Annotated in this window: 18 protein-coding genes; 11 read left to right on the top strand and 7 right to left on the bottom strand. The window is 56.4% G+C overall.

Going from position 1 to position 25,172, the window contains the following annotated elements; all coding sequences use genetic code 11:
* Window positions 1-114 precede the first annotated feature (114 nt).
* A complete protein-coding gene (locus tag VGM48_RS22970) occupies window positions 115-1,308 on the top strand; it encodes an ATP-binding protein (protein WP_331582933.1) in 1,194 nt (397 codons plus the stop codon).
* 332 nt (window positions 1,309-1,640) lie between these two features.
* Here the strand turns inward: VGM48_RS22970 and VGM48_RS22965 are convergent, their stop codons facing one another.
* Complete coding sequence (locus VGM48_RS22965) at window positions 1,641-1,988, bottom strand: hypothetical protein (RefSeq protein ID WP_331582931.1); 348 nt, start codon at window positions 1,986-1,988, stop codon at window positions 1,641-1,643.
* Between the two features lie 161 nt (window positions 1,989-2,149).
* Here VGM48_RS22965 and VGM48_RS22960 point away from each other — a divergent pair, with 161 nt between their 5' ends.
* From VGM48_RS22960 to VGM48_RS22945, 4 genes are all read left to right on the top strand, one after another.
* Window positions 2,150-2,827, top strand: coding sequence for a DinB family protein (locus tag VGM48_RS22960; RefSeq protein ID WP_331582929.1), 678 nt, complete (start codon window positions 2,150-2,152; stop codon window positions 2,825-2,827).
* Window positions 2,820-3,764, top strand: coding sequence for an ABC transporter substrate-binding protein (locus tag VGM48_RS22955; RefSeq protein WP_331582927.1), 945 nt, complete (start codon window positions 2,820-2,822; stop codon window positions 3,762-3,764). Before VGM48_RS22960 ends, VGM48_RS22955 begins: the two co-directional genes overlap by 8 nt.
* 80 nt (window positions 3,765-3,844) lie before the next feature.
* The gene (locus VGM48_RS22950; protein WP_331582925.1) at window positions 3,845-5,911 is read left to right on the top strand and encodes a M56 family metallopeptidase; all 2,067 of its coding nucleotides are present in this window, start codon (window positions 3,845-3,847) and stop codon (window positions 5,909-5,911) included.
* Between the two features lie 34 nt (window positions 5,912-5,945).
* Complete coding sequence (locus VGM48_RS22945; protein ID WP_331582923.1) at window positions 5,946-8,393, top strand: ABC transporter permease; 2,448 nt, start codon at window positions 5,946-5,948, stop codon at window positions 8,391-8,393.
* Between the two features lie 5 nt (window positions 8,394-8,398).
* On the opposite strand, the gene VGM48_RS22940 is transcribed toward VGM48_RS22945, so the two are convergent.
* Window positions 8,399-9,274 (bottom strand): DMT family transporter, encoded by an 876-nt coding sequence (locus VGM48_RS22940; RefSeq protein WP_331582921.1) that lies wholly within the window; start codon window positions 9,272-9,274, stop codon window positions 8,399-8,401.
* Window positions 9,275-9,337: 63 nt separating this feature from the next.
* Here VGM48_RS22940 and VGM48_RS22935 point away from each other — a divergent pair, with 63 nt between their 5' ends.
* On the top strand, window positions 9,338-10,465 hold the full coding sequence (locus VGM48_RS22935; protein WP_331582919.1) for an NAD(P)/FAD-dependent oxidoreductase: 1,128 nt from the start codon (window positions 9,338-9,340) through the stop codon (window positions 10,463-10,465).
* Here the strand turns inward: VGM48_RS22935 and VGM48_RS22930 are convergent.
* On the bottom strand, window positions 10,462-11,691 hold the full coding sequence (locus VGM48_RS22930) for a DUF711 family protein (RefSeq protein ID WP_331582916.1): 1,230 nt from the start codon (window positions 11,689-11,691) through the stop codon (window positions 10,462-10,464). The genes VGM48_RS22935 and VGM48_RS22930 overlap by 4 nt on opposite strands.
* A gap of 107 nt (window positions 11,692-11,798) precedes the next feature.
* On the opposite strand from VGM48_RS22930, the gene VGM48_RS22925 reads away from it, so the two are divergent.
* The 3 genes from VGM48_RS22925 (at window position 11,799) to VGM48_RS22915 (ending at window position 14,685) form a co-directional block, all read left to right on the top strand.
* Window positions 11,799-12,845: an NAD(P)-dependent alcohol dehydrogenase gene (locus VGM48_RS22925; protein ID WP_331582914.1), complete on the top strand. Its 1,047-nt coding sequence runs from the start codon at window positions 11,799-11,801 to the stop codon at window positions 12,843-12,845.
* A 128-nt stretch (window positions 12,846-12,973) separates the two neighbouring features.
* A complete protein-coding gene (locus tag VGM48_RS22920) occupies window positions 12,974-13,795 on the top strand; it encodes an SDR family oxidoreductase (protein ID WP_331582912.1) in 822 nt (273 codons plus the stop codon).
* Window positions 13,792-14,685: a helix-turn-helix domain-containing protein gene (locus VGM48_RS22915; protein ID WP_331582910.1), complete on the top strand. Its 894-nt coding sequence runs from the start codon at window positions 13,792-13,794 to the stop codon at window positions 14,683-14,685. Before VGM48_RS22920 ends, VGM48_RS22915 begins: the two co-directional genes overlap by 4 nt.
* Here the strand turns inward: VGM48_RS22915 and VGM48_RS22910 are convergent.
* Window positions 14,682-15,368: a lytic transglycosylase domain-containing protein gene (locus tag VGM48_RS22910; protein ID WP_331582908.1), complete on the bottom strand. Its 687-nt coding sequence runs from the start codon at window positions 15,366-15,368 to the stop codon at window positions 14,682-14,684. The two genes, VGM48_RS22915 and VGM48_RS22910, sit on opposite strands and share 4 nt — an antisense overlap.
* A gap of 316 nt (window positions 15,369-15,684) precedes the next feature.
* On the opposite strand from VGM48_RS22910, the gene VGM48_RS22905 reads away from it, so the two are divergent.
* On the top strand, window positions 15,685-18,120 hold the full coding sequence (locus tag VGM48_RS22905; RefSeq protein ID WP_331582906.1) for an ABC transporter permease: 2,436 nt from the start codon (window positions 15,685-15,687) through the stop codon (window positions 18,118-18,120).
* A 103-nt stretch (window positions 18,121-18,223) separates the two neighbouring features.
* Here the strand turns inward: VGM48_RS22905 and VGM48_RS22900 are convergent, their stop codons facing one another.
* Genes VGM48_RS22900 through VGM48_RS22890 form a run of 3 tightly spaced genes read right to left on the bottom strand, consistent with a single transcriptional unit; the run spans window position 18,224 to window position 20,727 of the window.
* Complete coding sequence (locus VGM48_RS22900; RefSeq protein ID WP_331582904.1) at window positions 18,224-19,012, bottom strand: hypothetical protein; 789 nt, start codon at window positions 19,010-19,012, stop codon at window positions 18,224-18,226.
* Window positions 18,990-19,904: a cysteine synthase family protein gene (locus tag VGM48_RS22895; RefSeq protein ID WP_331582902.1), complete on the bottom strand. Its 915-nt coding sequence runs from the start codon at window positions 19,902-19,904 to the stop codon at window positions 18,990-18,992. The genes VGM48_RS22900 and VGM48_RS22895 overlap by 23 nt, the downstream gene beginning before the upstream one ends.
* Before the next feature lie 37 nt (window positions 19,905-19,941).
* The gene (locus VGM48_RS22890) at window positions 19,942-20,727 is read right to left on the bottom strand and encodes a DUF5995 family protein (protein ID WP_331582900.1); all 786 of its coding nucleotides are present in this window, start codon (window positions 20,725-20,727) and stop codon (window positions 19,942-19,944) included.
* Between the two features lie 189 nt (window positions 20,728-20,916).
* On the opposite strand from VGM48_RS22890, the gene VGM48_RS22885 reads away from it, so the two are divergent.
* A complete protein-coding gene (locus VGM48_RS22885; protein ID WP_331582898.1) occupies window positions 20,917-25,038 on the top strand; it encodes a lamin tail domain-containing protein in 4,122 nt (1,373 codons plus the stop codon).
* Window positions 25,039-25,172 lie beyond the last annotated feature (134 nt).

Here is a 25,172-nt window from a genome sequence, read left to right as displayed (position 1 = left end):
CGTATAGGTCGTTGCTAAAATACTTTGGTTGGTGTATTTTCTTACGACACGGGCATTAAAAAATGAGCAAAATTCTCAGAACTTTGAGTAATTTTACTCAATATATTGAGTATTTTGGAAAAAACATTTGAACGCTTTCATTTACAACAGATTATAACTAGATCACAAGAGCCCCGCCGGTTCCTTCAGGTCATCTTTGGCCCACGTCAGGTAGGCAAAACCACCCTTGTTTCCCAGTTATTGGAAAAAAAGAAAACCCCCAATTACTTCATTTCCGCCGATGCGGTTCCGGCCTCAAACACCGTTTGGCTCGAACAACAATGGGAGGTAGCCCGCCTGAAAATGGATCAGCAGCAGGCAAATGAGTTTTTGCTGGTGATCGATGAAATTCAAAAAGTAACTAACTGGAGCGAGACAATAAAACTCTTATGGGACGCCGACACACGGACTAAACGAAATCTAAAAGTGATCCTGCTGGGCTCTTCCCGCCTCTTATTGCAACAAGGCCTTTCTGAATCATTAGCCGGTAGATTTGAAACGACTTATATGGGGCACTGGTCATTCCGGGAAATGCATCAGGCATTTGGCTGGAACAGTGATCAATATGCCTGGTTTGGCGGATACCCCGGTTCAGCGGAATTGATCGGCGATGAACCGCGCTGGAAAGCATACGTGCAGCAGTCCCTTATTGAAACGAGCATCTCGAAAGATATCCTGATGCTAACCCGGATCGATAAGCCCGCACTGATGAAACGGCTATTCGAACTGGGATGCGCTTACTCAGGGCAGATACTTTCCTATAATAAAATGATCGGCCAATTGCAGGACGTAGGCAATACGACAACGTTGTCTCACTACCTGGATCTGCTCAACACCGCAGGTCTGCTCGCCGGCGTGGAGAAATTCGCGGGTAATCTGATCTATAAAAGATCCTCCAGCCCTAAATTTCAGGTCCATAATACAGCCTTGATCAGCGCACAAAGTGAGGATTCATTGAATGAGATCCAACTCAGACCAGCGGATTGGGGTAGGATAGTGGAATCGTCCATTGGCGCTCACCTCATCAACCACTCGATTACGGAAGGGTTTACGGTTTCATACTGGCGGGAAAGAAACGAGGAGGTCGATTTTGTCCTGGAGAAAAAGGGTAAGGTCGTCGGCATCGAAGTCAAAAGCGGAGCTAATCAATCCTCCTTCGGGATCGAAGCATTCAAAAGGACCTTTAACCCGTCTAAAGTTTTGTTGATAGGTAACACAGGAATGCCATGGCAGGAGTTCTTGCAGATAAATCCGGCCGAAGTATTTTAGTAGTTACTGATATTCATTGCTAACGGTAATCTAAGCCTATCTCTTTTCTTGACGCATCCCAATGCCGCTTGGCCTCCGCCAGCGCCTTGCTTCCCTTCTTGAACGTCCAAAACTTCGCTGTCTCGGCAGCACAGTGAAAAGTGAGCGCGTTCTTCCCGTAATCCGTCACATATAACGCAGACCCGCATACGGGACAAGTATAACGAACGCTATCGATTATCTGTTTGATTCGATCCAGATCATCCATAAAGTTAAAATAGGTCAGCAGGCCGGATAAACACCGGACCCGCCCTCTTAAATGAAAAGATGAGGAGTAAACAAAAACAACAACATCAGGAAAGAATAACACCGCAGACGGGCGGACCCCGCAGGAAGGTGCGGGAATAAAAACGGGCTGGAGGAGAGACAGGCAAGACATAACCGGCATGCACCGCCCTTGTTACAACAGTCAGTATCCGAAAACCCGGCTCGCCGATGCCGACGCTCATCGGCGAATGGTATCGCTTATCCACCGATGACAGCACCTTTCCGTAACGGTCCCCAAACTCCCGGTGAGCGGGATAGGGGTGGTGTTGCTTGTGCATCATCCGGGAAAGGCCGCCGGTGACACTTGCGCAGATATTGAACCGATCCGTGAGCCTGTTGCCGAAAAGGACAACCGAGCTCGCGAACAGCATCATCTTAAAAAATGCACGGAGGGTTTTATGTCTTAGCGTATACATGTACATGGCGGAACGCCCGGCCATCGGCCTTGGCTGCAAAAATACCACATTCCGGGTAGAAAGTCGGCCTTACCTCCGAAAACCATCGTAACTTTCCTTCCACCATTTAACAGTTAACCATGAAAAATGCACAAACAGGCCGCCGCGGCTTTATAAGATCTGCGGCGGCGCTCACCGGAGCGATGGCCGGAATGGCTTTCCTACCGGCAGGCGCAATGCCCCTTGCGGGAGCTCCCGGCTACTCCGCCGATAAGGACGTCAATCTCATCGGGCCGAAAGAAGGCTATAGTCCGCAGATCGGCACCCTTGTGTCGATGATGGCCTGGCTTCGGCCGCAGGTGATCAGTTCGATCAAGAACCTCACCGTCGAACAACTCGATTTTCTCCTCGATGAAAAAGCCAACACCATCGGCGCGCTCGCTTACCACCTGGCTGCCACGGATGCCTTCTACCATGAACACACGTTTAAGGGCCTCGCCTGGGGGAAATGGGACCAATCCGTAACGGATAAATTCGGCGCAGCCATGGAACTCGGCGACGCCGGCCGCAAAAAAATAAAAGGCAACAACGCGGATTTCTATCTTAGCCTCCTGCAGGAAACCCGCGAAAGCACGCTCGCGGAATTCAGGAAACGCGACGACAAATGGTTTATGGCGGTGGATGAAAAATGGTATTGGGGCCCGACCAACAATTACTGCAAATGGTTTCACGTCACTGAACACGAATCTCATCACCTCGGACAGATCAATCTGGTAAAGAGCCGTCTGCCCGGTGCAAAATCCGCCAACAATGGTTAAAGCCTGTTCCTTTCTGCCCGCCGCTACCCGCATGATCTATGACATGGGACTGCAGGAGCATCTCCACGGCATCACCTTCGAATGTCCCGCCGAAGCGCTCGCCGAAAAGCCAAAGCTCGTCCGATGTATCATGGAAGGGAAGAACTACAGCAGCGCCGAGATCGACACCGTCTTTCGCACCGCTAAGGCCCAGGGTAAAAGCCTGTATTATGTCGAAGAAGAACTGCTCCTGCAGATCCAGCCGGATATCATCTTCACCCAGGACACCTGTGAGGTTTGCCAGATCGACACGAAGTGTACCGCCGCCGCCGTTGCACGCCTGCCGCGCCGCCCGGAGATCATCCCGCTGACTCCCGGCAACCTCGACGATGTATACGACACCGCCGTCACCATCGCAAAAGCGCTCGGCCGCGAAGAAGCCGCTTATGCCTATCTTGGCGCGCTGCAAAAACGCACGGCTTCGATCCTCGATACACTGAGACAGCATAACATGCCGCTCAAACGCGTGCTGCTGATGGAATGGATCGACCCCGTCTACAACTGCGGCCACTGGATCCCCTTCCAGATCGCGCAGGCCGGCGGCATCGATATGCTCAGCAACCCCGGCGGCGACAGTATCACCATCGGCTGGGACAAGATCCGCAAATACAATCCCGAGATCATCGTCATCGCTCCCTGTGGTTTCCACATCGACCGCGCGATGCAGGAACTCCATCTTCTTACGCGTCATGAAGGGTGGGAAGACCTCGCGGCCGTGCGAGGCGACCGGGTCTTCGTGGCCGACTTCGATCTGTTCACCCAGCCCAGTCCCTCGACCCTCGTCGACGGCATCCAACTGCTGGCCGCCCTCTTTCATCCCGAACTCTTTACCCTTCCGCCTGCGCTGCAGCAAAAGACCGGGTCCCTGCTGGCCGGCGCTCGCCTGATCAGTAAATAGAACCTCCTCGTAGGAAAAATTTCCTAGAAACTTTTGGAATCTAGGAAATCTTTCCTACCTTAGGGAGACAATCGCCCGATATGGCCCTCTTACTCGACATATTCTTATCCGATGAATCCGCCAAAGCCGTCTGCTGGACGCTCGTCCACTCGGTTTGGGAAGGGACGCTCGCCGCGCTTGCCGCCGGCGTCATCATCCTCGCCACCCGCAAACGGCCGGCAGCCCTCCGGTACAATCTGCTCACCCTGGTCATGGCCGGTTTCGTATTTTTGGCCGGCGCCACCTTATTTTACGAGCTGAGCACCGGCGACCCGCGAATAACGGCTGACCCCGTGATCCCTGCATTCACAGCGGTTACAACGGCCCAACCTCAGATCCAGCACCATGTCACCGTAACTCAAACCACTCCCGTCTACAATACCCTTATTCCGGTCATCAGTGACTATCTTAATACCCACGCCGTCCTCATCACGCTCCTCTGGCTGATCTGCCTCCTGGCGCAACTGCTGCGCCTCTCCGGCGGCCTCTACCGGATCCACCGCATTCGCCGGGATAGTATCCTGCCTTTTAGCGATGTCTGGACCCATCGCCTCGACACGCTAGCCCGGCAACTGGGGATACGCCGCACCGTGACCCTGCTGCAATCGAAGCTCGTCCGGACTCCCGCGGCCTTCGGGTTCCTCAAACCCTCGATCCTCGTCCCACTCGGCTTCCTGGCCCAACTGCCACCCCACCAGGTGGAGACCATCCTCCTCCATGAGCTGGCCCATATCCGCCGCAATGACTATGTCACCAACTTATTATTGCATCTAACCGAAGCCTTGTTCTTTTTCAATCCCGGCATCCGCTGGATCGGCACCCTCATCCGCCGCGAACGCGAAGCCTGCTGCGATGACATGGTTCTTGCGGGTACGGCGGATCGCAATAACTATTTCGAAGCGCTCGTCGCCTTTACCCAACTGGCGGTCGATGGCCGTATCGGCAATGGCCGCCCGGCATATATGCTACCCCTCGGCGGCAGCCGAAAAACCGACCTGCTCTGGCGCATCAAACGAATGCTCGAGAAGGAGAATCAAAAACTCCATCTCCTCGAGAAGACTGTCCTGTCCCTCGCCCTCTTCGCCCTCGTTTCGTTCAGCCTTATAAAGCCCCGGCAACAATCCGGCACGTGGATCACCCCTGCTGCCGCGGTTCCGACCACCGGGGCCCCAACTGTCGAAGTCCCAACCGTCGCAGCTCCGACAGCCGCCGTGCAGGCCCAACTCGCCGCAGCCGCTCAGGCCCAGCTCGCAGCCGCTCAGGCGGTAAAACAGATCGCCGAGTCCGCGATGACGCCCGTTGCGCCGATAGCCGCCATTCCTCCCGTCCCTGCCATCGCGGTGCCGGTCCCGCCGGTTCCACCGGTGCCTGCTGTCAGGCCCGACACCGCTCCGCAAAAATTTGCGTTCCAAACGCTGAGCCATACCAGCAGAACGGAGAACGGATCCCAGGCTTACAAAGCCACCGCCCAGTCGAACGACGGCCACAGCTATGAGATCCGGAAGCACAACGACGAGATCCTTGAATTCAAAATAGACGGCCAACTCATTTCTCAAAAGGACTACCCGCGCTACCTGCCTGTTTTTGCCGAATTCGCCGCGGATGCCAGTGAATGCTCCAAAGGCTATGTCGCGCCGGCTGAACCGCTGACCGGCGCTCCGGCTGATCCCGTGGCTGTTTCGCCTGCCGATCCGGTGGGTGTTCCGCCGACTGATCCTGTGGCTGTCCCGCCGATGGATCCTGCCGGCTCCGGCGTCACTGACCAACCCCAGGATCACACCCCCCGCAGCAAACGTCCCCCGACCTTAGCCTATCCCCTCGTATTCACCAATAACCCCGACATCGATATCCTCCACATCGCGACCGATCTCGTCAACACCCATCTCATTACCGACGTCAAGCAATACTCATTCAATCTCACGCCATCCATTTTCCTCGTCAATGGCGTCCCCGTACCCGAGAACATTGCTCGCCGGTTTCGGGAGAAATATGTTCCCGGCCCTGGTTACGATTATGAGTACTCGCAATATTGGAACTCCAGGGGAAGCGGCTCACATTGCATCGTCCATACTCCCAATCGCACCGCCAACCTGACCAACCATTACTGATAACCCGCCTTACTAACTATAAAACGGACTTTCCATGTGGAAAAACTATCTGACCATTGCCTGGCGCACCATGACGCGGCACAAACTCTACACGGCCATCAATGTCATCGGTCTGGCCATCGGCATCTGCTCCTGTCTCGCCATCTGGACCATAACGCACTACGAACTCAGTTTCGATACCTTCCACCCCGACAGCGAACGTATCTATCGCCTTGTCAACACCCATAATCAGCTCGCCGGTGAAGAAGCCCACTGGCCCAATTTATCCGAACCCGCCGCGGCCCAGATCCGCAAAGAGATCACCGGTCTCGAGACTGTCGCCCAATTCCATAATTATAACGCCAGCGTCACCATCCCCGGCAACCACGGACAACAGAAGAAGATCCCCAAAGCCATCAGTGGAGAAAACAAGAACGACCTCATTTTCGCCGAACCGCACTACTTCGATATCTTCAAATATGAATGGATCGCAGGTAACCCCGCCGCGCTCGAACGGCCCTTCCAGATAGTGCTTACGGCCAGCGCAGTGGAACGTTATTTCGGTACCCGTGACTATCCCGCCGCCATGGGCCGCACCCTGATCTATGACGACTCCATCACGGTCACCGTCGCCGGGATCATAAAGGACTGGAACAAGACCACCGATTTCACCTTCAAAGACATCATCTCTTATGCTACGATAAAGGCGACAGGGCTAAAGAACGAATTCCAGGAGGACAACTGGGACAGTTTCAATTCCAGCTCTCAGGCCTTTGTAAAACTGGCAAAAGGCGTCACTCCAGCTCGCGTGGAAGCACAACTGATACCCTTTGCCAATAAATATTTCATCGGCTTCACGAAAGAGGATCGCTTTCGGGTCCATCTCCAACCCTTCTCCGCCATTCACTTTGACTCCGTCTATGGTAAGGACTATGGCACCGAAGCCAACCTTCCCACCCTTTACGGACTCATGGGTATCGCGTTGTTTATTCTCGTTCTCGCGTCCATCAATTTTATCAATCTGTCGACCGCACAATCTCTGCGGCGCGCAAAAGAGATCGGTATCCGCAAGGTTCTGGGAAGTCGCCGGGCCGGCCTCATCGTCCAGTTTCTCGGGGAGACGACACTGCTTGTCCTCATCTCCCTCCTTCTTTCGCTGGCCCTGCTGTATCCGGCGCTAAGCGCCTTTCCCAACTTCGTTCCCGCCGCGGCAAAAGCGTATGTCTTCACGCCGGCCACTATCGTGTTCGGCCTCGCCGTCCTGCTCCTCACCTCCTTACTCTCGGGTTTCTATCCCGCCTGGATCCTGTCCTCCTTCATCCCGGCCAAGACCCTGAAGAACCAGGGAGCGCCGGGGCGCAGTATTCGTAACCGCCTCGGCAAGGGGCTTGTCGTCTTCCAGTTCACGATCTCCATCGTCTTCATCATCTCTACGATTGCCGTCGGTAACCAGCTGCATTATCTGTTGAATAAAGACATGGGCTTCGCCCGCAATGCCATCATCCGGTTCGATGTGAATGGGAAGGACAGTCTCAACCGGCGTTACCTGCTTCGCGACCGGATCGCCCGGCTGCCGGGTGTCGCCAGGGTCAGCCTCGACTATTGTGCGCCCGTCCTCGGCGGCTGGTGGAAGACAACCATCGACTACAAGGGCGCCCACCCCTACAAGGGAAACATCAATGTCCGGGCGGCGGATACCAACTACATCCCGCTCTATGAACTCAGATTGCTGGCGGGCCGCAACCTCCAGCCCTCCGATACGGCAAAGGAGTTGGTCATCAATAACACCTATGCGCAGCTCCTGGGCTTCCGCCAACCGCAACAGGCCATCGGCGTGATGCTGCCGTTTTGGGACCATCAGATGCCAATCGTTGGCGTCGTCGCTGACTTCAACCAGCGATCGCTGCAATTCGCGATCGAGCCGACGGTCATAACCTCGTACACCCCTTCGCAGGACAGCTATAGCGTAAAACTTCAAACCGGCGGAACGGCATCTGCCGGCTGGCGGCAAACGATCAAGAACATCGAACAGACCTATAAATCTGTCTTCCCCGATGAGGCCTTCACCTACGCTTTCCTCGACGAGAACATCGCAAAATTTTATGGAAAGGAAAAGAAGACGGCCCAACTGGTCAACCTCTCCATGGCGATCACCATCATGATCTCCTGTATGGGACTTTTTGGTCTTGCCGCGCTTACCGCCGAACAGCGCACCCGCGAGATCGGCATCCGCAAGGTCCTCGGCGCCCGAGTTGGGAATATCACCACCATGCTTAGCCGCGACTTTCTGATCCTCGTTGTCATCGCTCTCGTCATTTCGTCACCCATCGCCTGGTATTTTATTCATGGCTGGTTGCAGGACTATTCCTATCGGACAAACATCAGCTGGTGGATCTTCGCCCTCGCCGGAGTCTCCGCCGTCGCGATCGCCCTGCTCACTGTCGGCTTTCACGCGGTGCGTGCCGCCCTCGCGAACCCGGTAAAGGCCCTACGAAGTGAATAAGCCGGTCACACCGCCTTGCGCGTATTCTGCCAGTAGATCCCGGCGATCACCAACACCATCCCCACGATGGTATAGGCGGTGATCGGTTCGCCCGTAAAAATATTGGAGTAAGCAAACCCGAAGACGGGACAAAGAAAAAGCCAGAAAGAAGACCGCGCGGCATCCCGCTTTAGAAGATAAAGCCAGAGCTGAACCGCCCCGATAGAAACGGGAATGGCCAGCCAGGCGATCGGCGCCCAGGCCTTCACCCCCCAATGGTTCAGCCCGGGGCGATAAACCGCCGCTGCCAGCGGCAGCAGAAAGACGCCGCCGAGGAACACCTGCCATCCGTTGATCGCCAGCAACGGCAACCCGTTCCACTTCGTCCGCGAAAAGTAGATCACGCCCACCGAATAGGCGATCATTCCCGCCAGCAACAGGAGCAAGCCAGCCGGCGTAGCCGTACTGTTCTCAAGCAGGGGCCAGGCTGCCAGCATGACTCCCGACATACAGATCAGCAGGCAAAGGATCGTCGTGAGCGTAAGCCGCTGGCGGAGAAAGACCGCCGTCAGCAGATTGATGAGCAGCGGGTTCATCGCCACGGATAAAGACCCAAGCCCGGCCGACACCTGCCGCATCGCGATCACATAAAGCCCGAGATAAACGGAATTATTCAGCAGCCCGTACAGCGCAAGCGAACGCCATTCACTGCCACGGGGCATTCGCTGCCGGAACAAGAGATGACTCAGGAGGATCATGAGGGTGCCCGCAAGAAAGAACCGGATGACACAGATCGTAAAAGGCTGCACGGCCTGCAAGCCGATCTTTGTTGCCGTTGCCGCCGAGGACCAGAGTAAAGAGAAGAATAAACCCGCCACCAGCGGCCAGACAGCTTTTCTCAAAATTTTTCGGCAAATGTATAACTTTTGTACCTTTCGACTGACGCGTAGGAAACTTCCTCCTCCATGCAAACAGACGTCCTCATCATCGGTGCAAGCGTCGCCGGCCTGTCCACTGCCGCCGTCTTGCAAAAACTGGGCATCCCCTACACGATCCTCGAAAAACGCGATCGGGTAGGGGCTCCCTGGCATGAACATTACCATCGGCTGCACCTCCATACCAGCAAGCGGTTCTCCCATCTCCCCTATAAAAAGTTTCCTCCCGATACACCCCGCTATCCCAGCCGCCGCCAGGTGATCGACTATCTCGAGGACTACCGCCGAACCTTCGGCATCAACCCCCGCTTCGACACCGAAGCCGCCTCCATCACCCGGGAAGGGGGTCAATGGCACACGGTTACCAATAACGGTGACTTCCGGTCGACCCACCTTGTGATGGCCACGGGCGCCTATTCAAGGCCCAACCCTGTCGAATTCAAGGGCATCGAAACCTTTCCCGGTAAGGTCCTCCATAGCAGTCAATACAAAACCGGCAGCGAATACAAGGGCCGGACGGTACTCGTCGTCGGCTTTGGGAATTCCGCCTGCGAGATCGCGATCGATCTCTATGAACAGGGCGCAACGCCGGTCATGTCGGTTCGGTCCCCCGTCAATGTCGTTCCCCGCGATGTCTTTGGGATCTCCGTACTGGAATTGAGTTATCTGTTAAGTCGCCTTCCCCCGCGCGTCGCCGACCGGATCAGCGGCCCCCTGATGAAAGGCCTCATCGGAGATCTCTCCAAACTCGGGCTGGAGCGAATGCCCTATGGCCCGCTCGAAGCGATCAGCCGTGACGGCAACCCGCCCGTCCTCGACATCGGCACCATCAAACACATTCGCCAGGGACATATCACGGTGCGTCCTGGCATCGATCATCTCTCGGGTAGCACCGTCGTGTTCCGCGATGGGCAACGCCGATCCTTCGACGCCATCATCGCCGCCATCGGCTATTATCGCGATTATGACAAGATCCTCCATGTCGACGCCGTTCGCTTCGCCGACCTCCGCCTTCCCGCCGTCAAACAAAAATATTTCGGCGCCGACGGGCTCTACTTCTGCGGCTATTGGATCAGCCCTACCGGTCAGTTTCGTTGCATCGCCTCGGACGCCCGCCTCATCGGCAGGCACATCGCCCGTCACAAAGCCGCCCCCTAATTGATCGGCATCACCGTCGTCGCCGTCAGATTCGGGTTGCTAAAACTCACCCGGTCACCGGCCTTCTTACCCGGCAACGGGAACAGCCTGGCCGAAAGCGCCTTTGCCGTATATTTCAGCGACAACGCCGCCACATCCGTCAGGATCCCCTCGATCACTTCAGCCGGCGTATCCCCGGCGATCGGCACCACATCCAGTCCTGTTCCCGAAACGGAAGAGAACAACAGCAACTCTTCTATCGTATACCGTTTCTCTGCTGCCCGCTCTGCCAGCACCGGATCTTCGATCACCGGCAGCATCAGTCCCGAATAACCGCATTTCTTAATATCGAGCCCCTTCAGCACATCGGTGATCAGGGCGCAGGCGCCAAGGGTGGAAGGACTGCCGAACGGCCGGTGAGTATAGGTCTCTATCGCTTTGCCGATGCTCGCATCGAGTCCCGGCGCGGCCGAGGCGTCGATCCCATCATAGGTCCACCCGCTTGCCGAGGCGATCTTCTCGCCCAGTTCCTGCACGGGCCGGAGATGTTTCTCCAGAAGCGCCTTCAATGCCTGCCGGGCGCCGGCCCGGTCGCTATGGGCGAAGGCCTCGGTCACCAGATTGGCCGACTCCAGGCCGACGGCAAAACTGTTCGGACCCTCGTGAAAGGCTGCCGGAAAGAACGGGATGCCCGCCGGACAGTTCGCTGATGCCGTAAACCGGAAATTGGCCTCGCCATGATCCACTCTCGAAAGCGCGAGGATGATCTCCGCCGCGGCCCGGATCGAATGCGTCTGGATACCCAGGGCATGCGAAGAGATCGGCAGGCTGAAGCTGATGGTCTTCGTCCGGCCGGCAAGCTTTGCCGCCCAATCCGCGATCCCCTCCTGGTACTGGTCCGGCGGCAGCACCTGCCCGATGGAAACGATAACCCCGCTACGGGCCGCGATCTGATCAAAGCGTTCGAGCCACGGCAACGCCTCGTCGAGGGAATGCCCCGCCAGATAGGTGTAGAGGTTGGACGTGGCTATCCGCATCGTCTGAACGGTATAGCCCCTGGCGAGAAATTCCTTTTTCGCCGCCGCCAAAAAATCCACCGCCTTCACCAGCGTCGCCGTGTCGGTAAGGCCCGTCAGTGTCACTCCGGCCGTAATCGCCCTCACCCGGAAAGGGTAGGCCGCGGGCTGACCGGACAACAGCCCGGCAAGGCCGAGGCAGGATATAAAGAGAAATAATGTTTTCTTCATAAGAATAAATATACCTCTTTACCACGAAGAAAAAGATGAGTTAAGCGGACGTGAACTCTTTATCCGCCAATTTGTCTAACTTACTACAAAATCAAAAAAACGGAAATATGATCCCAGTAAAAGGCTATGCTGCACAGTCCCCGACAACCGATCTGGCTCCCTGGAATTTCCAACGCCGCGACGTTGGCCCGCACGATGTACAATTCGATATCCAGTTCTGCGGAGTATGTCACTCCGACCTTCACCAGATCAAGAACGACTGGTTCCCCGGCATCTTCCCGATGGTCCCCGGCCATGAGATCGTAGGAAAAGTAGTCAAGGTGGGAAGTGCGGTAAAGAAGTTTAAGGTCGGTGACCTCGCCGGCACCGGCTGTCTCGTGGACTCCTGCCGGCATTGCGACAACTGCAAGGACGACCTCGAACAATACTGTACCAATGGCGGCTCTTATACTTACAACAGCACCGAACAGGACCATAAGACACCCACCTATGGCGGGTATTCCAACTCCATCGTGGTCCACGAAGACTTCGTCCTGCACATCTCCGAAAAACTCGATCTCGCCGCAACCGCGCCTCTCCTCTGCGCCGGCATCACCACCTACTCCCCCCTCCGTCACTGGAAGATCGGCAAGGGACACAAGGTTGCCATCGTCGGTCTCGGCGGGTTGGGGCATATGGGTGTGAAATTCGCTGCTGCCTTCGGCGCGGAGGTTACGGTCATGAGCACCTCGCCCTCCAAGGAAAAGGATGCGAAAAAGCTCGGCGCCCACCACTTCCTCGTCACCAAAGACCCCGAACAGGTGAAAGCCGCCGCCAACAGTTTCGACTTCATCCTCGACACTGTCTCCGCCGAGCACGATGTCAACATGTATATGTCCATGCTGAAGAGGGATGGCACGCATTGTATCGTGGGGCTGCCGTCAACGGCGATCCCCATCCAGCCCTTTACCGTCGTCGGCGGCCGTAAGAGCTTCGCCGGCTCCAGCATCGGGGGACTGAAGGAAACGCAGGAAATGCTCGACTACTGCGCCGAGCACAATATCGTCTCCGACATCGAAATGATCGACATCAGGGATATCACGAAATCCTTCGCACGGATGGAGAAAGGCGACGTCCGCTATCGCTTCGTCATCGATATCGCGACCATTAAATAACGCAGGGAATTAATACCGCAAGAGCCTGGTTTCCTCACGGGTGAAGCAAAATGTATAAGCCTTCCACCCAAATGTTCAAGTGGCCCATCCCCGCCGGATAGAACTTTGTATCAACAAAATGATACAAAATGAAAAAGACCGTCCTCATCACCGGCGCGTCCTCCGGCTTTGGTAAAGCCACCGCACAGCTCTTTCAAAGCAAAGGCTGGAACGTAGTCGCAAGCATGCGCAACCCCGAAAAGGAAACCGGGCTCGGCCCGGACAGCTTCCTGAAGGTCAAGCTCGATGTCACCGACAAAAAGAGCATCAGGGAAGCCGTAGAAAAAGCCATCCATCGGTTCGGCCGGATCGACGTGCTGGTCAACAACGCGGGCTTTGGCGCCATCGGCGTCCTGGAAGCAGCCTCCGACCAGCAGATCCGAAAGCAATTCGACGTCAACCTTTTTGGGCTCATCGACGTGATAAAGGCCGTGCTCCCCCGCATGCGGGAACAAAAGGAAGGTGTCATCGTCAACCTGTCCTCCATGGGCGGCCGCATCACCATTCCGTTTGGAACCCTGTACAACGCAACGAAATGGGCGCTCGAAGGCCTCACGGAAGCCCTGCAGTTCGAACTCAACCCCTTCGGCATCGGCCTCAAGATCATCGAACCCGGCAGCTACCGCACCAACTTCAACGGCTCGTCCATGGATTACTTCGGTGCCGGGGAACTCGGTGACTACCGGGAAATATTCGCTAAATTCACGGAGATCGCAAAGACGCCGGGGCGTGGAAACCCTGATCTTTCCGAGGTGAGCACGACCATCTATGCCGCCGCGACGGACGGCACGCCGCAACTTCGCTACATCGTCGGCGCCGACGCGGAGCAGATGATCAATGTCAAAATGGAAAAAGGCGACCTCGCTTACAAGCAAATGGTCGCCGCACATTTCAACCTCCAGGTATCATGACATACATCGATGTAAAGACCATTGGGGACGTTCACCGGTTCTATGGCTGCCCGCCGCCAAAGAATCCGCTCGTGACCGTCATCGATCTCACAAAGACCAACCCAGTCCGCCCCGCCGGCGAGGTCTTTCATCGCGTCGCTTTCTATGCCATCTCCTGTAAAAAGTTCACGGGAGAAATAAAATATGGCCGTAGCCACTACGATTTTGAAGAAGGAACCCTCATGTTCACCTCCCCCGGGCAGGTGATCGCTTCCAGCCCCGACCTCCGCGTCACCGAAGGTTGGGGCCTTTTCTTCCATCCCGATCTTCTCCACGGCACCACATTGGGCAGGAACATCCGGGACTACTCGTTCTTCGACTATGACACCAACGAGGCGCTGCATGTTTCGGAAGAGGAGAAGCTCATTCTCGGTACTACTATACAAACTATCGAACGGGAATACTCGCAAAGCATCGACAAACACACCCAAAATCTCCTCGTCAGCAATATCCAGCTGCTGCTCGACTACTGCACCCGCTTCTATGACCGGCAGTGGCTTACCCGTACAAAGTCGAGCCACGACATCGTGCAGCAGTTCGAAAGGTTGCTGAAGGACTGCTTCGACGGCCCGCTCATCGAGACCGGCCTGCCCGACGTAAAATACTTTGCCGTCCGGCTGAACCTCTCGTCGCATTATCTCTCCGATCTTCTCCGGAAGCACACCGGCAAGACCACCCAGGAATATATCCACCTCCGGCTCGTCGAGAAGGCGAAGACCCTGCTCTGGGATACCTCCCAATCCGTCAGCGGGATCGCGTACGAATTGGGGTTCGAACACCCGTCCCACTTTACCAAACTCTTCAAGGCAAAGACGGGCAAGTCTCCCAGCGAATACCGGCAGTCCAACTAAATGGTCACCGCCGTACCGGCCTCTCCATCGAAATAATAGGCTGTAGCCATAAACCGCTTTACATGCGTTCGCGATTCGTACGGCAGATAACGCTCCAGCACCCGGAAATCGGTGCTGTTCGACCGGTGCATAGCCCGGAAAACGGGTAAGGGCCCTGCGTTGTAGGCAGCCAGCACCAGCCGCCAGTCCTTAAAGGTCCGGTGCAGATCGCGCAGATACAGCGCCGCGGCCTTCGTGCTCTTATAAAAATTGGTCCGCTCGTCCTGCAGGCTATCGACTTTCAAGCCCAGGTCCTGAGCCGTAGCGGCCATCAGCTGCCAGAGGCCTTTCGCCCCGACACGCGACACCGCCGTCGTCTTCAGATCGGATTCGATGACGGCCAGATACTTCAGCTCCGCCGGCAGACCGAATTTCCGCAACACGGATTCGATGATCTTAAAATAACGCTTGCTTCTTTCCCTTACCGCGAGGAGTGACTCGTCGTTCTCGCGGATGTACGCATGGACATAGGCCATTTCGTCCCGGCCGGGCTGTGCGAAGGAAACCGTTTTTTGAGTGGTAAGTGGATCGGCTGTAACCATGACTTTCGTCTCACCGAAAGAAGGCAGGCCGGAATTTGCAGCAGAAGGAAATGCCAGCGCAATAGCCAGGCTGCAAACAAAGGGTACTTTTGAAATCAACATCGTTTTAAGTTTGAGTAAAACAATGCCGGTCCCAGGTATGGATTGCTAAATGATCGGTGTGAAGGTTAAGAATAGAATAGTGGAGAAGCGATAGTCCGCCGTGGGTACGGTGAAATGGGTTCTTCATTCACGGGGACGATGACTAAGCCTCAAAGATAATATCCATCCGTCGCCCGTCATAGGTGCTTTCCCTCGTAAAACCACGACATCGGACAATCGATGTATCACATTCGAACGGTTGCCATTTATAGCTGTGGCCGAATCATCTGACTCTCAAAAGTTTATGGCGTTGGCATATTTTTGGCCCTTTTTGGACATGCTTAAAAACTATTTCAAGGTCGCCTTTCGCAACCTGACCCGCAACAAGGTTTTTAGTATTATCAATATATTTGGCCTCTCCATCGGCCTCACCACCTGTTTGCTGATCCTCCTATATATTGTCAGTGAATCCGGGTATGACCGGCAGAATAAGGATGCCAACCTCATTTATCGCGTGGCCGCTGCCGGCGGCACGGCCGGAGCCACCGTGAACAAAGGCTGGGCCGGAACTCCCGCACCCGTCTCTGCCACTCTGAAGGCCGAGTTGCCCGAGATCGCCCAAACCACCCGTCTCCTGAAATTCCCCATGGCAGATAAGTTCCTCCTCACCGTCAAGACAGGCAAGGAACAAAAGCAGTTTTATGAACCCAACGGCTACTATGTCGACTCCACCTTCTTCCAGGTTTTCACCTATGACTTCCGCTACGGGAATGCCAACTCGCTCGACCAACCCAACACCATCGTCCTCTCGGCGACCCTTTCGAAAAAACTCTTCGGGGACGAGAACCCCGTCGGCCGCCCCATTACCCTCGGGCTTCCCTTCGGCAACAACGACTATACCATCACCGGCGTCTTCCGCGACGAGGATCTCAAATCGCATATTCCCGCCCATTTCTTCCTGTCTATGCGCAATAATGATATCGGCAAATGGGTGGTCTCGCAGACCAACTGGGCGACCACCAGCATCTTCCACACCTATATCCGGCTGAAGACGGCTCCCGATCCGGATGCCTTCACCAAAAAGCTCAACGCCGACATCGACAGGCACGCCGGCGCCGACCTCAAGGCCTTCGGGATCCAGCGGCGGTTCTTCCTCCAGCCCCTGACGAGCATCTATCTGCATTCCAACCTCGACTATGAGGTGGCATCTGTAGGCAACGCCACCACGCTTTATATCCTGGGCAGCATCGCCGCCTTCGTGCTGATCATTGCCTGTATCAACTTCATGAATCTCTCGACGGCCCGTTCCGCCAAGAGGGCGAAAGAGGTAGGCGTTCGCAAAGTGCTGGGTGCGGAAAGGCATTCGCTGGTCTATCAGTTCCTCGGTGAGTCGATCCTGATGAGTGGCTTCGCCTTGCTGTTGGCCAGTACCCTCACCCGGCTGCTCCTCCCCGCTTTCGGCGATCTCGTTCAAAAGCAGTTGCACCTCTTCGATGAGCCCCTCGTCTGGGTGAGCATCGGCGCTCTCACGTTGATCACCGGCATCGTCTCAGGGCTCTACCCCGCCTTCTATCTATCGGCCTTCCGCCCCATCACGGTGCTGAAAGGGCGGGTGCTCAATACTTTTTCCGCTGTCGCCATCCGCAAAGGGCTTATCGTCTTTCAATTTACCATTTCCATCGGTCTTGTCTCCGGCGCCATCATCATTGTCCGGCAGCTGAACTATCTCAACAGCCGTTCCCTTGGCTTCAAAAAAGACCAACAGCTTATTCTCCCCCTGCAAAATCAGCAAATGGCGGACAATTTTGTCGCGCTGAAAAACGAACTCGGCAAAATACCCGCCATCCGATCCGTTACGGGCGGCTCTTCCTATCCCGGAATTGCTAACATCAACGATCTGCTCTTCTACGGGGAAGGCAAGACCGTCCACGACGTCGTCGATATCAGCCTGATCGCTGCCGATGACGGCTATTGCAGGACCCTGGGACTGACGCTGCTCCACGGCCGCGAATTCACAAAAGGATCGACCGCCGACTCCAACAGCATCATCCTCAATGAAACGGCCCTGAAACAGCTGGGTTATGACCCGAATACCGCCGTCGGCAGAAAGATCTCTTACGACTTTCAGGGAAAACATGCCGTCATGCAGATCGTCGGCGTCGTCAAAGATTTTAATTTCGAAAGTCTGTACAAACCGATCTATTCGCTGGGTCTTACCACCACCCTCGGCAACCCGCACAGCTATCTCATCGCCAATCTGAACACCGGCGCCTACGCATCCATTCTGCGAGAAGCCGAAGCCGCCTGGAAACGGGTCAACCCCAACCAACCCTTTGCCTATTCCTTCCTCGACAAGGACTTTCAGGCCAACTACGAAAAAGATCAGCGCAGCTCCTCGATCGTCGGCTATTTCACCCTCGTGACCATCCTCATCGCCTGCCTTGGCCTCTTCGGACTCTCCGTCTTCTCCGCCGAACAGCGGACAAGGGAGATCGGCATCCGCAAGGTCCTGGGCGCCACGGTGACCAATATCACTCTCCTGCTCTCCCGCGATTTTCTCGGCCTGGTTTGCATCGCCATCCTCGTCTCCACTCCGATGGCCTGGTATGCCATGCACCGCTGGCTACAGAGCTTCGCCTACCAGATCGATATCGGCTGGTGGCTGTTCCCCCTGTCCGGACTCATCGCTGTCGCTATCGCCTGGCTGACTGTCAGCCTCCAGGCGATAAAAGCTGCGATTTCCAATCCCGTAAAAAGCTTGCGTAGCGAATAGATTTCGCGCACCGGCTGACCCGGCGCCGGCCGACCGGTAATGGGACGCTGCCGTCTCCCGTTATGATCAACTCGCGAAGGCTGGGGGTGCTGCGATCGTTATTTTAATTGCCCAGGCTCGCCATGGGGCCATACGTAAGCACCTCGATGGACTTCGATTCCGATAGCGCTTTCAGCCGGTCGAGCACGCTCTTTAACATCGCTCCCCTGAACGGGGTATACAGAAAGAAGATCGTCCCATCACTGAGGTCGGCATTCCGGGCATCGGCACAGATAAAGTCAACATCCTGCAACCCCAGCCCGCCTGCGCAGTCCCGCGCATAATCGCAATAGGCCGGCTCGATCTCGACGCCCCGGGCTCTGATACCCGTTAGCAGGTGCACTAATAACACCACCTGCCCCAACCCGGCGCCCACATCGTAAAAAACAGCGTCGGCGGGAAACCCGATCCGGTCTATCCAGCCGAAAACGATCCTCGCCGGGGTTTTATAAAATTCTACCATCTCCGGCTCCAGCTCCAGGGTCGGCATCGGCATTTCCTGCACTGACAACAGCCGGTTTATAAACAGATCGAGATGATCATAGCCTGATTCCTCATAATCGATCTTTACATACTCCGCCACCATTTCCCGGAATGCTTTTCCGCGGCATTCTCCGTTTCGGATCCTTTCCCGCAACTTTTGGAAAAGCGCCGCATCCACGTCCTCCAATGCGCGCCTCAGATCCGCCGCCTTCCTGCCAAGCGGCCCGTCATCCCCGGCCATCAAATAGTCCTCAAGCCCATCGAGCGCCTGGGCCCGGTCGGCAAAATTTTTCTCATCAAACAAAGATGCATCGGCGCCAATGGCCGCGATATCCACCATCTGCAGATCAAGATTTATAAAGGTCGCCATTAAGATATTTCAACCCCGAGTCGCAGATGATCGTGACGATCTTCTTGCCCGCGCCGATCACCCGCGCGCGCTGGATCGCTGCCCACACATTCGCACCGGAGGTGATCCCGCCAAAGATGCCCTCTTCCCGGGCCAGCCGGCGGGCCGTCGCATACGCGTCGGCGTCCGAAACGGCGATGATCTCATCGGCCAGATCAAGGCGGCAGATGGCCGGCACGAAACCGGTTCCGATCCCCTCCAGCCGGTGGGTCCCGGAGATATCCCCGCCCGAAAGCGCGCGAACACCCAACGGCTCTATCGGGATGCAACGGATCCCGGGAACTTCTTCTTTAAAGACTTCGGCATTGCCCGAAAAACAGCCGCCGGTCCCCACACCCTGCAGAAACTCGGCGATATCCTTACCCAACACGCGGATGATCTCCCTCGCCATGGCGTGATACGCGTTCCGGTTGTCTGTATTCTTGAATTGATCCGTCCAGAAAACATTGGGCTCCTTGCTCAGTTCCCGCGCCCGCACGATCATCTCATCGATCAGCCTGGCTGTGATCTTGCCGTTCTGACTGGGGAAAAGCTCCAGCTCGGCGCCAAAGGCCCGCATCGTCAGCAGCTTTTCCTGCGAGAAGGCGTCGGAGGACACAAAATGCGCCCGGTATCCCTTCGTGGCGCAAACCATCGCGAGCGAACTTCCCGTACTGCCCCCGGTGTATTCCACGATCTTGCCTCCCGGCTTCAGCTGGCCCCGTTCTTCGGCGCCCTCGATCATCGACAGCGCCATCCGGTCCTTCATGCTGCCGGTCGGATTGGCTCCTTCATATTTTACAAAGATCTCGGCGCACCCCGGCTCCGACAATCGCTCTAATCGGATCAGCGGCGTATTTCCAATGGCTGGCATAAGCGGTGATTTTGATGGAGGCACAAGGTAACTAACATCACAATTCCTTCGCAGAAAAAAATTTCTTGCTTCGTCCCTTCAACTCGCCGATAACCTTCCGGGCATTGCCCCACTCGAACAGCCGGATCACCCAAAGCGTAAACCGCATCAGCCCGGAATTATGCGTCAGCGCCGCAGCCAGCCTGGCGATATCCTGATCCCGCTGCCGGATCAGGGCCGCAACCGCTTCCCCTTTCGCCTTCCCCAGTTCCTCGGCAAAACACCATGCGCCGTCCCGGGCATTCCCGATACTGAACTGCACCAATAAAGAATCCGTTCGATTCGCATGTAACCCCATCAGCGAAAGCAGGGGAGACATATGATCGATCTCCCTGATCACCTCATTGGTCAATGACCCGAGAATGGCATTGATGGAATTGAAATCGATATGAATGCCATCCACCGGCTGGTTTCCCATCGTCTCTACGGCCGCAATGCCGAGGTCCAGGTTGATATGCGCATTGATGCCCAATAAAAGATGCTGCAGGATCAGCGGTGAGGAATGCCTGCTGGCTTCAAAAGCGGCCTTCCAGGAATCGGTAAGCGGCCGGCCGTTCTCCCAGCAATCAAGCGCATCCAGATAACGGCTGGCGAACAACACGTCCAGCCGGGCCATCCGCGGCCCATCTTCGAAAGTTCCTTTGGCGATCCCGTCCTTTACTGCGGCGGTCACCTTGTTATACAGCGCCGCGAAATAACCGGTCCGTTTTCCGTGTGCCTGTGCATCGGCAAGGATCGCCTCGAGTCGCGCAAGTACTTCGTCGATGGTAGATAGCTGTTGCATTGACTAAAAGTACCTAATCCGGGAAACGATGCATTATTAATAATTTGTTCAAATAAGAAAAAACAGCGATTTTTATTTTACCCCTAGATTTGCCCGCCATATCCTTGACAATCCTCCGTTGCTCCAATCCCGTTTAAGCCAAAACCAGACACTAATCAATTATTACCTTCAAAATCAAACTAATCTGTAATGGGAAAACTTTACCTGTTAGTCCTTGCATTCCTATTGCCCGCCCTGAGCCATGCCCAGATCATCTGGGACTTTTCGGCGGCAACTCCCACCTCCGGTATTCCGGCGGGGGTCTCCATCTCAGCCGTTATACAAGGCAACAACAACGGCACTACTCCGCTGTTGTCAACGACTTCTGCTTCATCTGGTTACACTGGCGCAACCGGCGGCAATAACGCCGGGGCCGCCGCCAATACCGGCGCTTTCCGCCCCGATACGACCACCTATTTCGAATGGACGCTGACCCCTTCTCCGGGTGTAGCCGTTACCGTCAGCCAGATCGGCTTCGGCAGCCGGTCCACCGGGACGGGACCGCAGGCATATGACATTCGCACCAGCCTCGACAATTTTGCCGCACCTGCCGCCGCCGGCGCACTGGCCAACAACAGCGCCTGGGCCCTCAATTCGAGCCCGGCAAATATCGCCGGCGCCGCCGGCCAGGCCATCACCATCCGCCTTTACGCCTACAACGGCGCGGGTAATGCAGGGAAGAATACCGCCAACTGGCGCATCGACGACCTGAGCGTCACCGCGACCACCTCCGGGAGCGTGCCGATACCGACGGTGACGGCTTCCCCCTCCTCGCTATCAGGCTTCAGCGCCGTATCCGGGACCGCATCCCCTGCTCAATCCCTCACCATCGGCGGCGTCAACCTCACCGGTAATATCATCGCGACCGCGCCCACCGGCTATGAACTCTCCCGCGACGGTACAAACTTTTTCGCATCGGCTTCCTTTACCCAGACGGGTGGAACGGTAGCCGACACGCCGGTCCTCGTCCGACTCACGGCAGGCGCACCCTCCGGCGCAGTCACCGGATCCCTCGTCCTTACTTCCACAGGGGCGATCACCCAAAACGTCCCGCTCACCGGTTCGGTAACGGCGCCGGCGGCAAAGATCGTCGTCAACCAGGTCTATGGCGGCGGCGGTAACTCCGGTTCTGTTTTCTCCAACGACTTTATCGAACTCTTCAACGACGGCGACACCACCGTGAATCTCTCCGGCTGGTCCGTTCAATATTCTTCCTCCGCCGGCACCACCTGGCAGGTGACGCCGCTTACCGGTACGATCCCGCCGCACGGTTATTTCCTGGTGCAGGAAGCCATTGGCGCCTCTCCCAACGCCCCGCTGCCGACACCGGACGTCACCGGCGCCATCGCCATGAGCGCCACCTCGGGGAAGGTCCTTCTGAGTAATTCCACCGCGGCTCAAACCGGCGCCAATCCCACCGGGGCATCGGTCATCGACATCGTCGGTTTTGGGCCGACGGCAACCGGCTTCGAAGCCGCACCCGCCCCGGTTTTGACCAACTCCACCGCCGACCTGCGCACGCCGGACGGCAAGGACGCGAACAACAACTCCGCGGATTTCCAGGTCGCCACGCCTAACCCGCGGAACAGCACCTTTACAACAGCGCCGCCGCTGGTGCAGACGCTTGTACCGGCCACCGGCTCGGTGCAGATCCCATCCAGCACCATCCCGGTTCTGGTATTCACAAAACCCGTCGTCAAGGGCACCGGCAGCATCGTACTCGTGACCAATGGCATCGATGGTACGCCCATCCCCGTCAGCGACGCCCGCATCGCGGTCAGCAATGACTCGGTCGTCTTCCATCTGCCACTCGCCGGTGGTAACAGCTACTCGATCCGCATTGGCGCAGGCACCTTCCTGGATATCTTCGGTAACCCCTTCGCCGGTCTCAGCACCAACAGTGCGTGGACCTTCAGCACCTTTAATAACACCGTCGCACGACCGCTGCCGTTCATCACCAGCTTTGACAGCTGTCTGGGCAGCGGCCAGCTGCCAAACGGCTTCACGGCCTTCAGCGTAACGGGCGCCCAGGTATGGGATTGCACCACCTTCGGCCGCGACAGTTCGGCGCCTGCGGGAACAACGCCGTTCGGCCATGCGGTTGAGATCAACGGCTTCGCCAATGGGATCAACAACGTCAACCAGGATTGGCTGATCAGTCCCCGGTTCAATCTCACCGGGACTACCTTCCCGCTGTTGGGCTATTGGAGCCGCAACGCCTTCGCCGGCTCTCCGCTGACGCTGAAGATCTCCACCGACTACACGGGTTCCGGTGATCCCAGCCTCGCTCACTGGACCGACCTGAACGGCAAATTCCCAAGCCAGGCCTCCGACGTCTGGACCCCATCCACGAACATCAACCTGTCCGGCTTTAAGGATACGGCCGTATACATCGCCTTTGTCTATACCTCGAGCACCCAGGACGGCTCCCGCTGGACGGTGGATGATATCAGCCTGGTCAACTCGCTGACCCCGCCGCCGCCAAGCCTCACCCTGAGCACGGATAATCTCGAATTCGGGTTTACGGCTGCCAACAGCACCGCGACACAAAAGCTGCTCGTCACCGGCAACGACCTCACTTCGAATCTCACGATCACCTCCTCGGGCAGCTTTCAGGTTTCCACCGACAGCCTGCACTTCAGCGACTCCGTCGGATTCACTGCAGCAACGGCCAACAACAAGACCGAACCGGTATTCATCCGCTTCACGCCCGCTGCCGGCAACCGCCAGTTTATCGACTCCGTCATCGTCGCCATCTCCGACTCGACGGCCGTCGTTAATGTAAAAGGCAACAGCATCGATCCCGCTTCCACTCTCAGCGTCATCGACTGGAACCTCAACTGGTTCGGCACCCCCGATCCGACACTCGGACCCACCGATAAGGCGCTACAGAAGAAGAATGTAGGCACGGTTCTTCCCAGCCTGCATGCCGATCTGTATGCTCTCGAGGAAGTTTGTGACCAACAGGCTCTCGACTCCATCGTTGCCACGATGCCGGGCTATGCCTTGGTAGTCGGTCAATACGGCTCGTTCTCCAATCCCACGATCCCCGGCGGTCCCGATCCGCTGATCACCGTGCAGAAACTGGCCTTTGTCTATAATACCGCCAAGATCTCGGTCGTCCGTACGGACTCCCTGCTGACCCTTGGCACCAGCAACCCGCTCGATCCGTCCACGCTGTATTACAATGATTGGGCAAGCGGCAGGTTCCCCTATATGCTGACGGCCAACATCACGCTTAGCGATAACCATGGCGGCACAAAGACACAAACCGTTCGCTTTATCAACGTTCATGCAAAGGCGAACACCTCACCCGTACTGACGGCTTACGCCCGTCGCGCGGACGGCGCCCATGCGTTGGACTCCCTGATTAAAGCAACCTATCCCAACGATAATGTGGTGATCCTCGGCGATTTCAACGACGACCTGAATACCACCATCACCGCAGGTGTCAACCCGCCGGTCACCTCCTGGAGTTGGTTCACGATTGACGACTCGGCTCTGTATAGCTTCCCGACCAAGCCGCTAAGCCCGACCGGTCAGCACTCCGACGTCAACTTCACCAGTGTGATCGACAACGTGATCCTCAGTGATACGATGAGCAGGTTCTATCTGCCCAACTCGGCCACGGTACGTTCCGATGTCGCTACCCTGGTTCCCAACTACGGCAGCACGACGACGGACCACTACCCGGTGTTCACGCAGTACTCATTCACGCCGATCGACACCGGAGCGATCCTGCCGCCGCTCACCTTCACCGCGGTCAAACAAGGGAACACGGGCCTGCTGAAATGGACGACCACTCCTGAAAACAAGACCAAGGTGTTCGAAGTGCAAAAGAGCCTCGATGGCAGGTTCTTCCTGCCGGTGGGCCTGGTGCAGGCAAAGAGCAGTAACGGCACGGATCCTTCTACGAACTACACGTTCACCGATCCGCTGCCCCTGCCCGGTATCAACTACTATCGGCTCAAGCAGATCGTATCGCTGGGGAACTTCACGCTCTCCAACACGGTTAGCCTGACCTTCACGCCTCCGCTGACGGTCACCGCTATTCCGAACCCCGCTATCGGCTTCACGGAACTCATCGTAGCCCATGCGGATGGTCCCTATGTCATCCAGATCCTTAACTCCAGCGGGAATGTAGTCAAGCAACAAAGCGGGCTGCCCGGCACGCCGATCGTCACCGTCGGCCTGGTCGGTCTCCGTGGTATCTATACGGTAAGAGTCACCACCGCCACTTCCTTCGCGACGACGAAACTGCTGGTACTATAAAAATTCCGGCTAATAAAAAGGGCCGCCCATCGGGCGGCCCTTTTTATTAGATACCGTATAAATACCCTTGTATTTGTGCCGATTCTCCGATACCTTGTATCATCCCCTCTCTTTTTCTGGTAACGCTCTAAATG

Origin of the sequence: Puia sp. (assembly GCF_036500295.1) — a bacterium.
Classification (GTDB): domain Bacteria; phylum Bacteroidota; class Bacteroidia; order Chitinophagales; family Chitinophagaceae; genus Puia.
This window is presented reverse-complemented; position numbering and strand designations above follow the sequence as displayed.

Excerpts from the sequence above, each read along its gene's own strand:
- VGM48_RS22965 (WP_331582931.1), bottom strand. The coding sequence starts at position 1,988 with ATGATGCTGTTCGCGAGCTCGGTTGTCCTTTTCGGCAACAGGCTCACG.
- VGM48_RS22960 (WP_331582929.1), top strand. The coding sequence starts at position 2,150 with ATGAAAAATGCACAAACAGGCCGCCGCGGCTTTATAAGATCTGCGGCG.
- VGM48_RS22955 (WP_331582927.1), top strand. The coding sequence starts at position 2,820 with ATGGTTAAAGCCTGTTCCTTTCTGCCCGCCGCTACCCGCATGATCTAT.
- VGM48_RS22950 (WP_331582925.1), top strand. The coding sequence starts at position 3,845 with ATGGCCCTCTTACTCGACATATTCTTATCCGATGAATCCGCCAAAGCC.
- VGM48_RS22945 (WP_331582923.1), top strand. The coding sequence starts at position 5,946 with ATGTGGAAAAACTATCTGACCATTGCCTGGCGCACCATGACGCGGCAC.
- VGM48_RS22935 (WP_331582919.1), top strand. The coding sequence starts at position 9,338 with ATGCAAACAGACGTCCTCATCATCGGTGCAAGCGTCGCCGGCCTGTCC.
- VGM48_RS22930 (WP_331582916.1), bottom strand. The coding sequence starts at position 11,691 with ATGAAGAAAACATTATTTCTCTTTATATCCTGCCTCGGCCTTGCCGGG.
- VGM48_RS22925 (WP_331582914.1), top strand. The coding sequence starts at position 11,799 with ATGATCCCAGTAAAAGGCTATGCTGCACAGTCCCCGACAACCGATCTG.
- VGM48_RS22920 (WP_331582912.1), top strand. The coding sequence starts at position 12,974 with ATGAAAAAGACCGTCCTCATCACCGGCGCGTCCTCCGGCTTTGGTAAA.
- VGM48_RS22915 (WP_331582910.1), top strand. The coding sequence starts at position 13,792 with ATGACATACATCGATGTAAAGACCATTGGGGACGTTCACCGGTTCTAT.
- VGM48_RS22910 (WP_331582908.1), bottom strand. The coding sequence starts at position 15,368 with ATGTTGATTTCAAAAGTACCCTTTGTTTGCAGCCTGGCTATTGCGCTG.
- VGM48_RS22905 (WP_331582906.1), top strand. The coding sequence starts at position 15,685 with ATGCTTAAAAACTATTTCAAGGTCGCCTTTCGCAACCTGACCCGCAAC.
- VGM48_RS22900 (WP_331582904.1), bottom strand. The coding sequence starts at position 19,012 with ATGGCGACCTTTATAAATCTTGATCTGCAGATGGTGGATATCGCGGCC.
- VGM48_RS22895 (WP_331582902.1), bottom strand. The coding sequence starts at position 19,904 with ATGCCAGCCATTGGAAATACGCCGCTGATCCGATTAGAGCGATTGTCG.
- VGM48_RS22890 (WP_331582900.1), bottom strand. The coding sequence starts at position 20,727 with ATGCAACAGCTATCTACCATCGACGAAGTACTTGCGCGACTCGAGGCG.
- VGM48_RS22885 (WP_331582898.1), top strand. The coding sequence starts at position 20,917 with ATGGGAAAACTTTACCTGTTAGTCCTTGCATTCCTATTGCCCGCCCTG.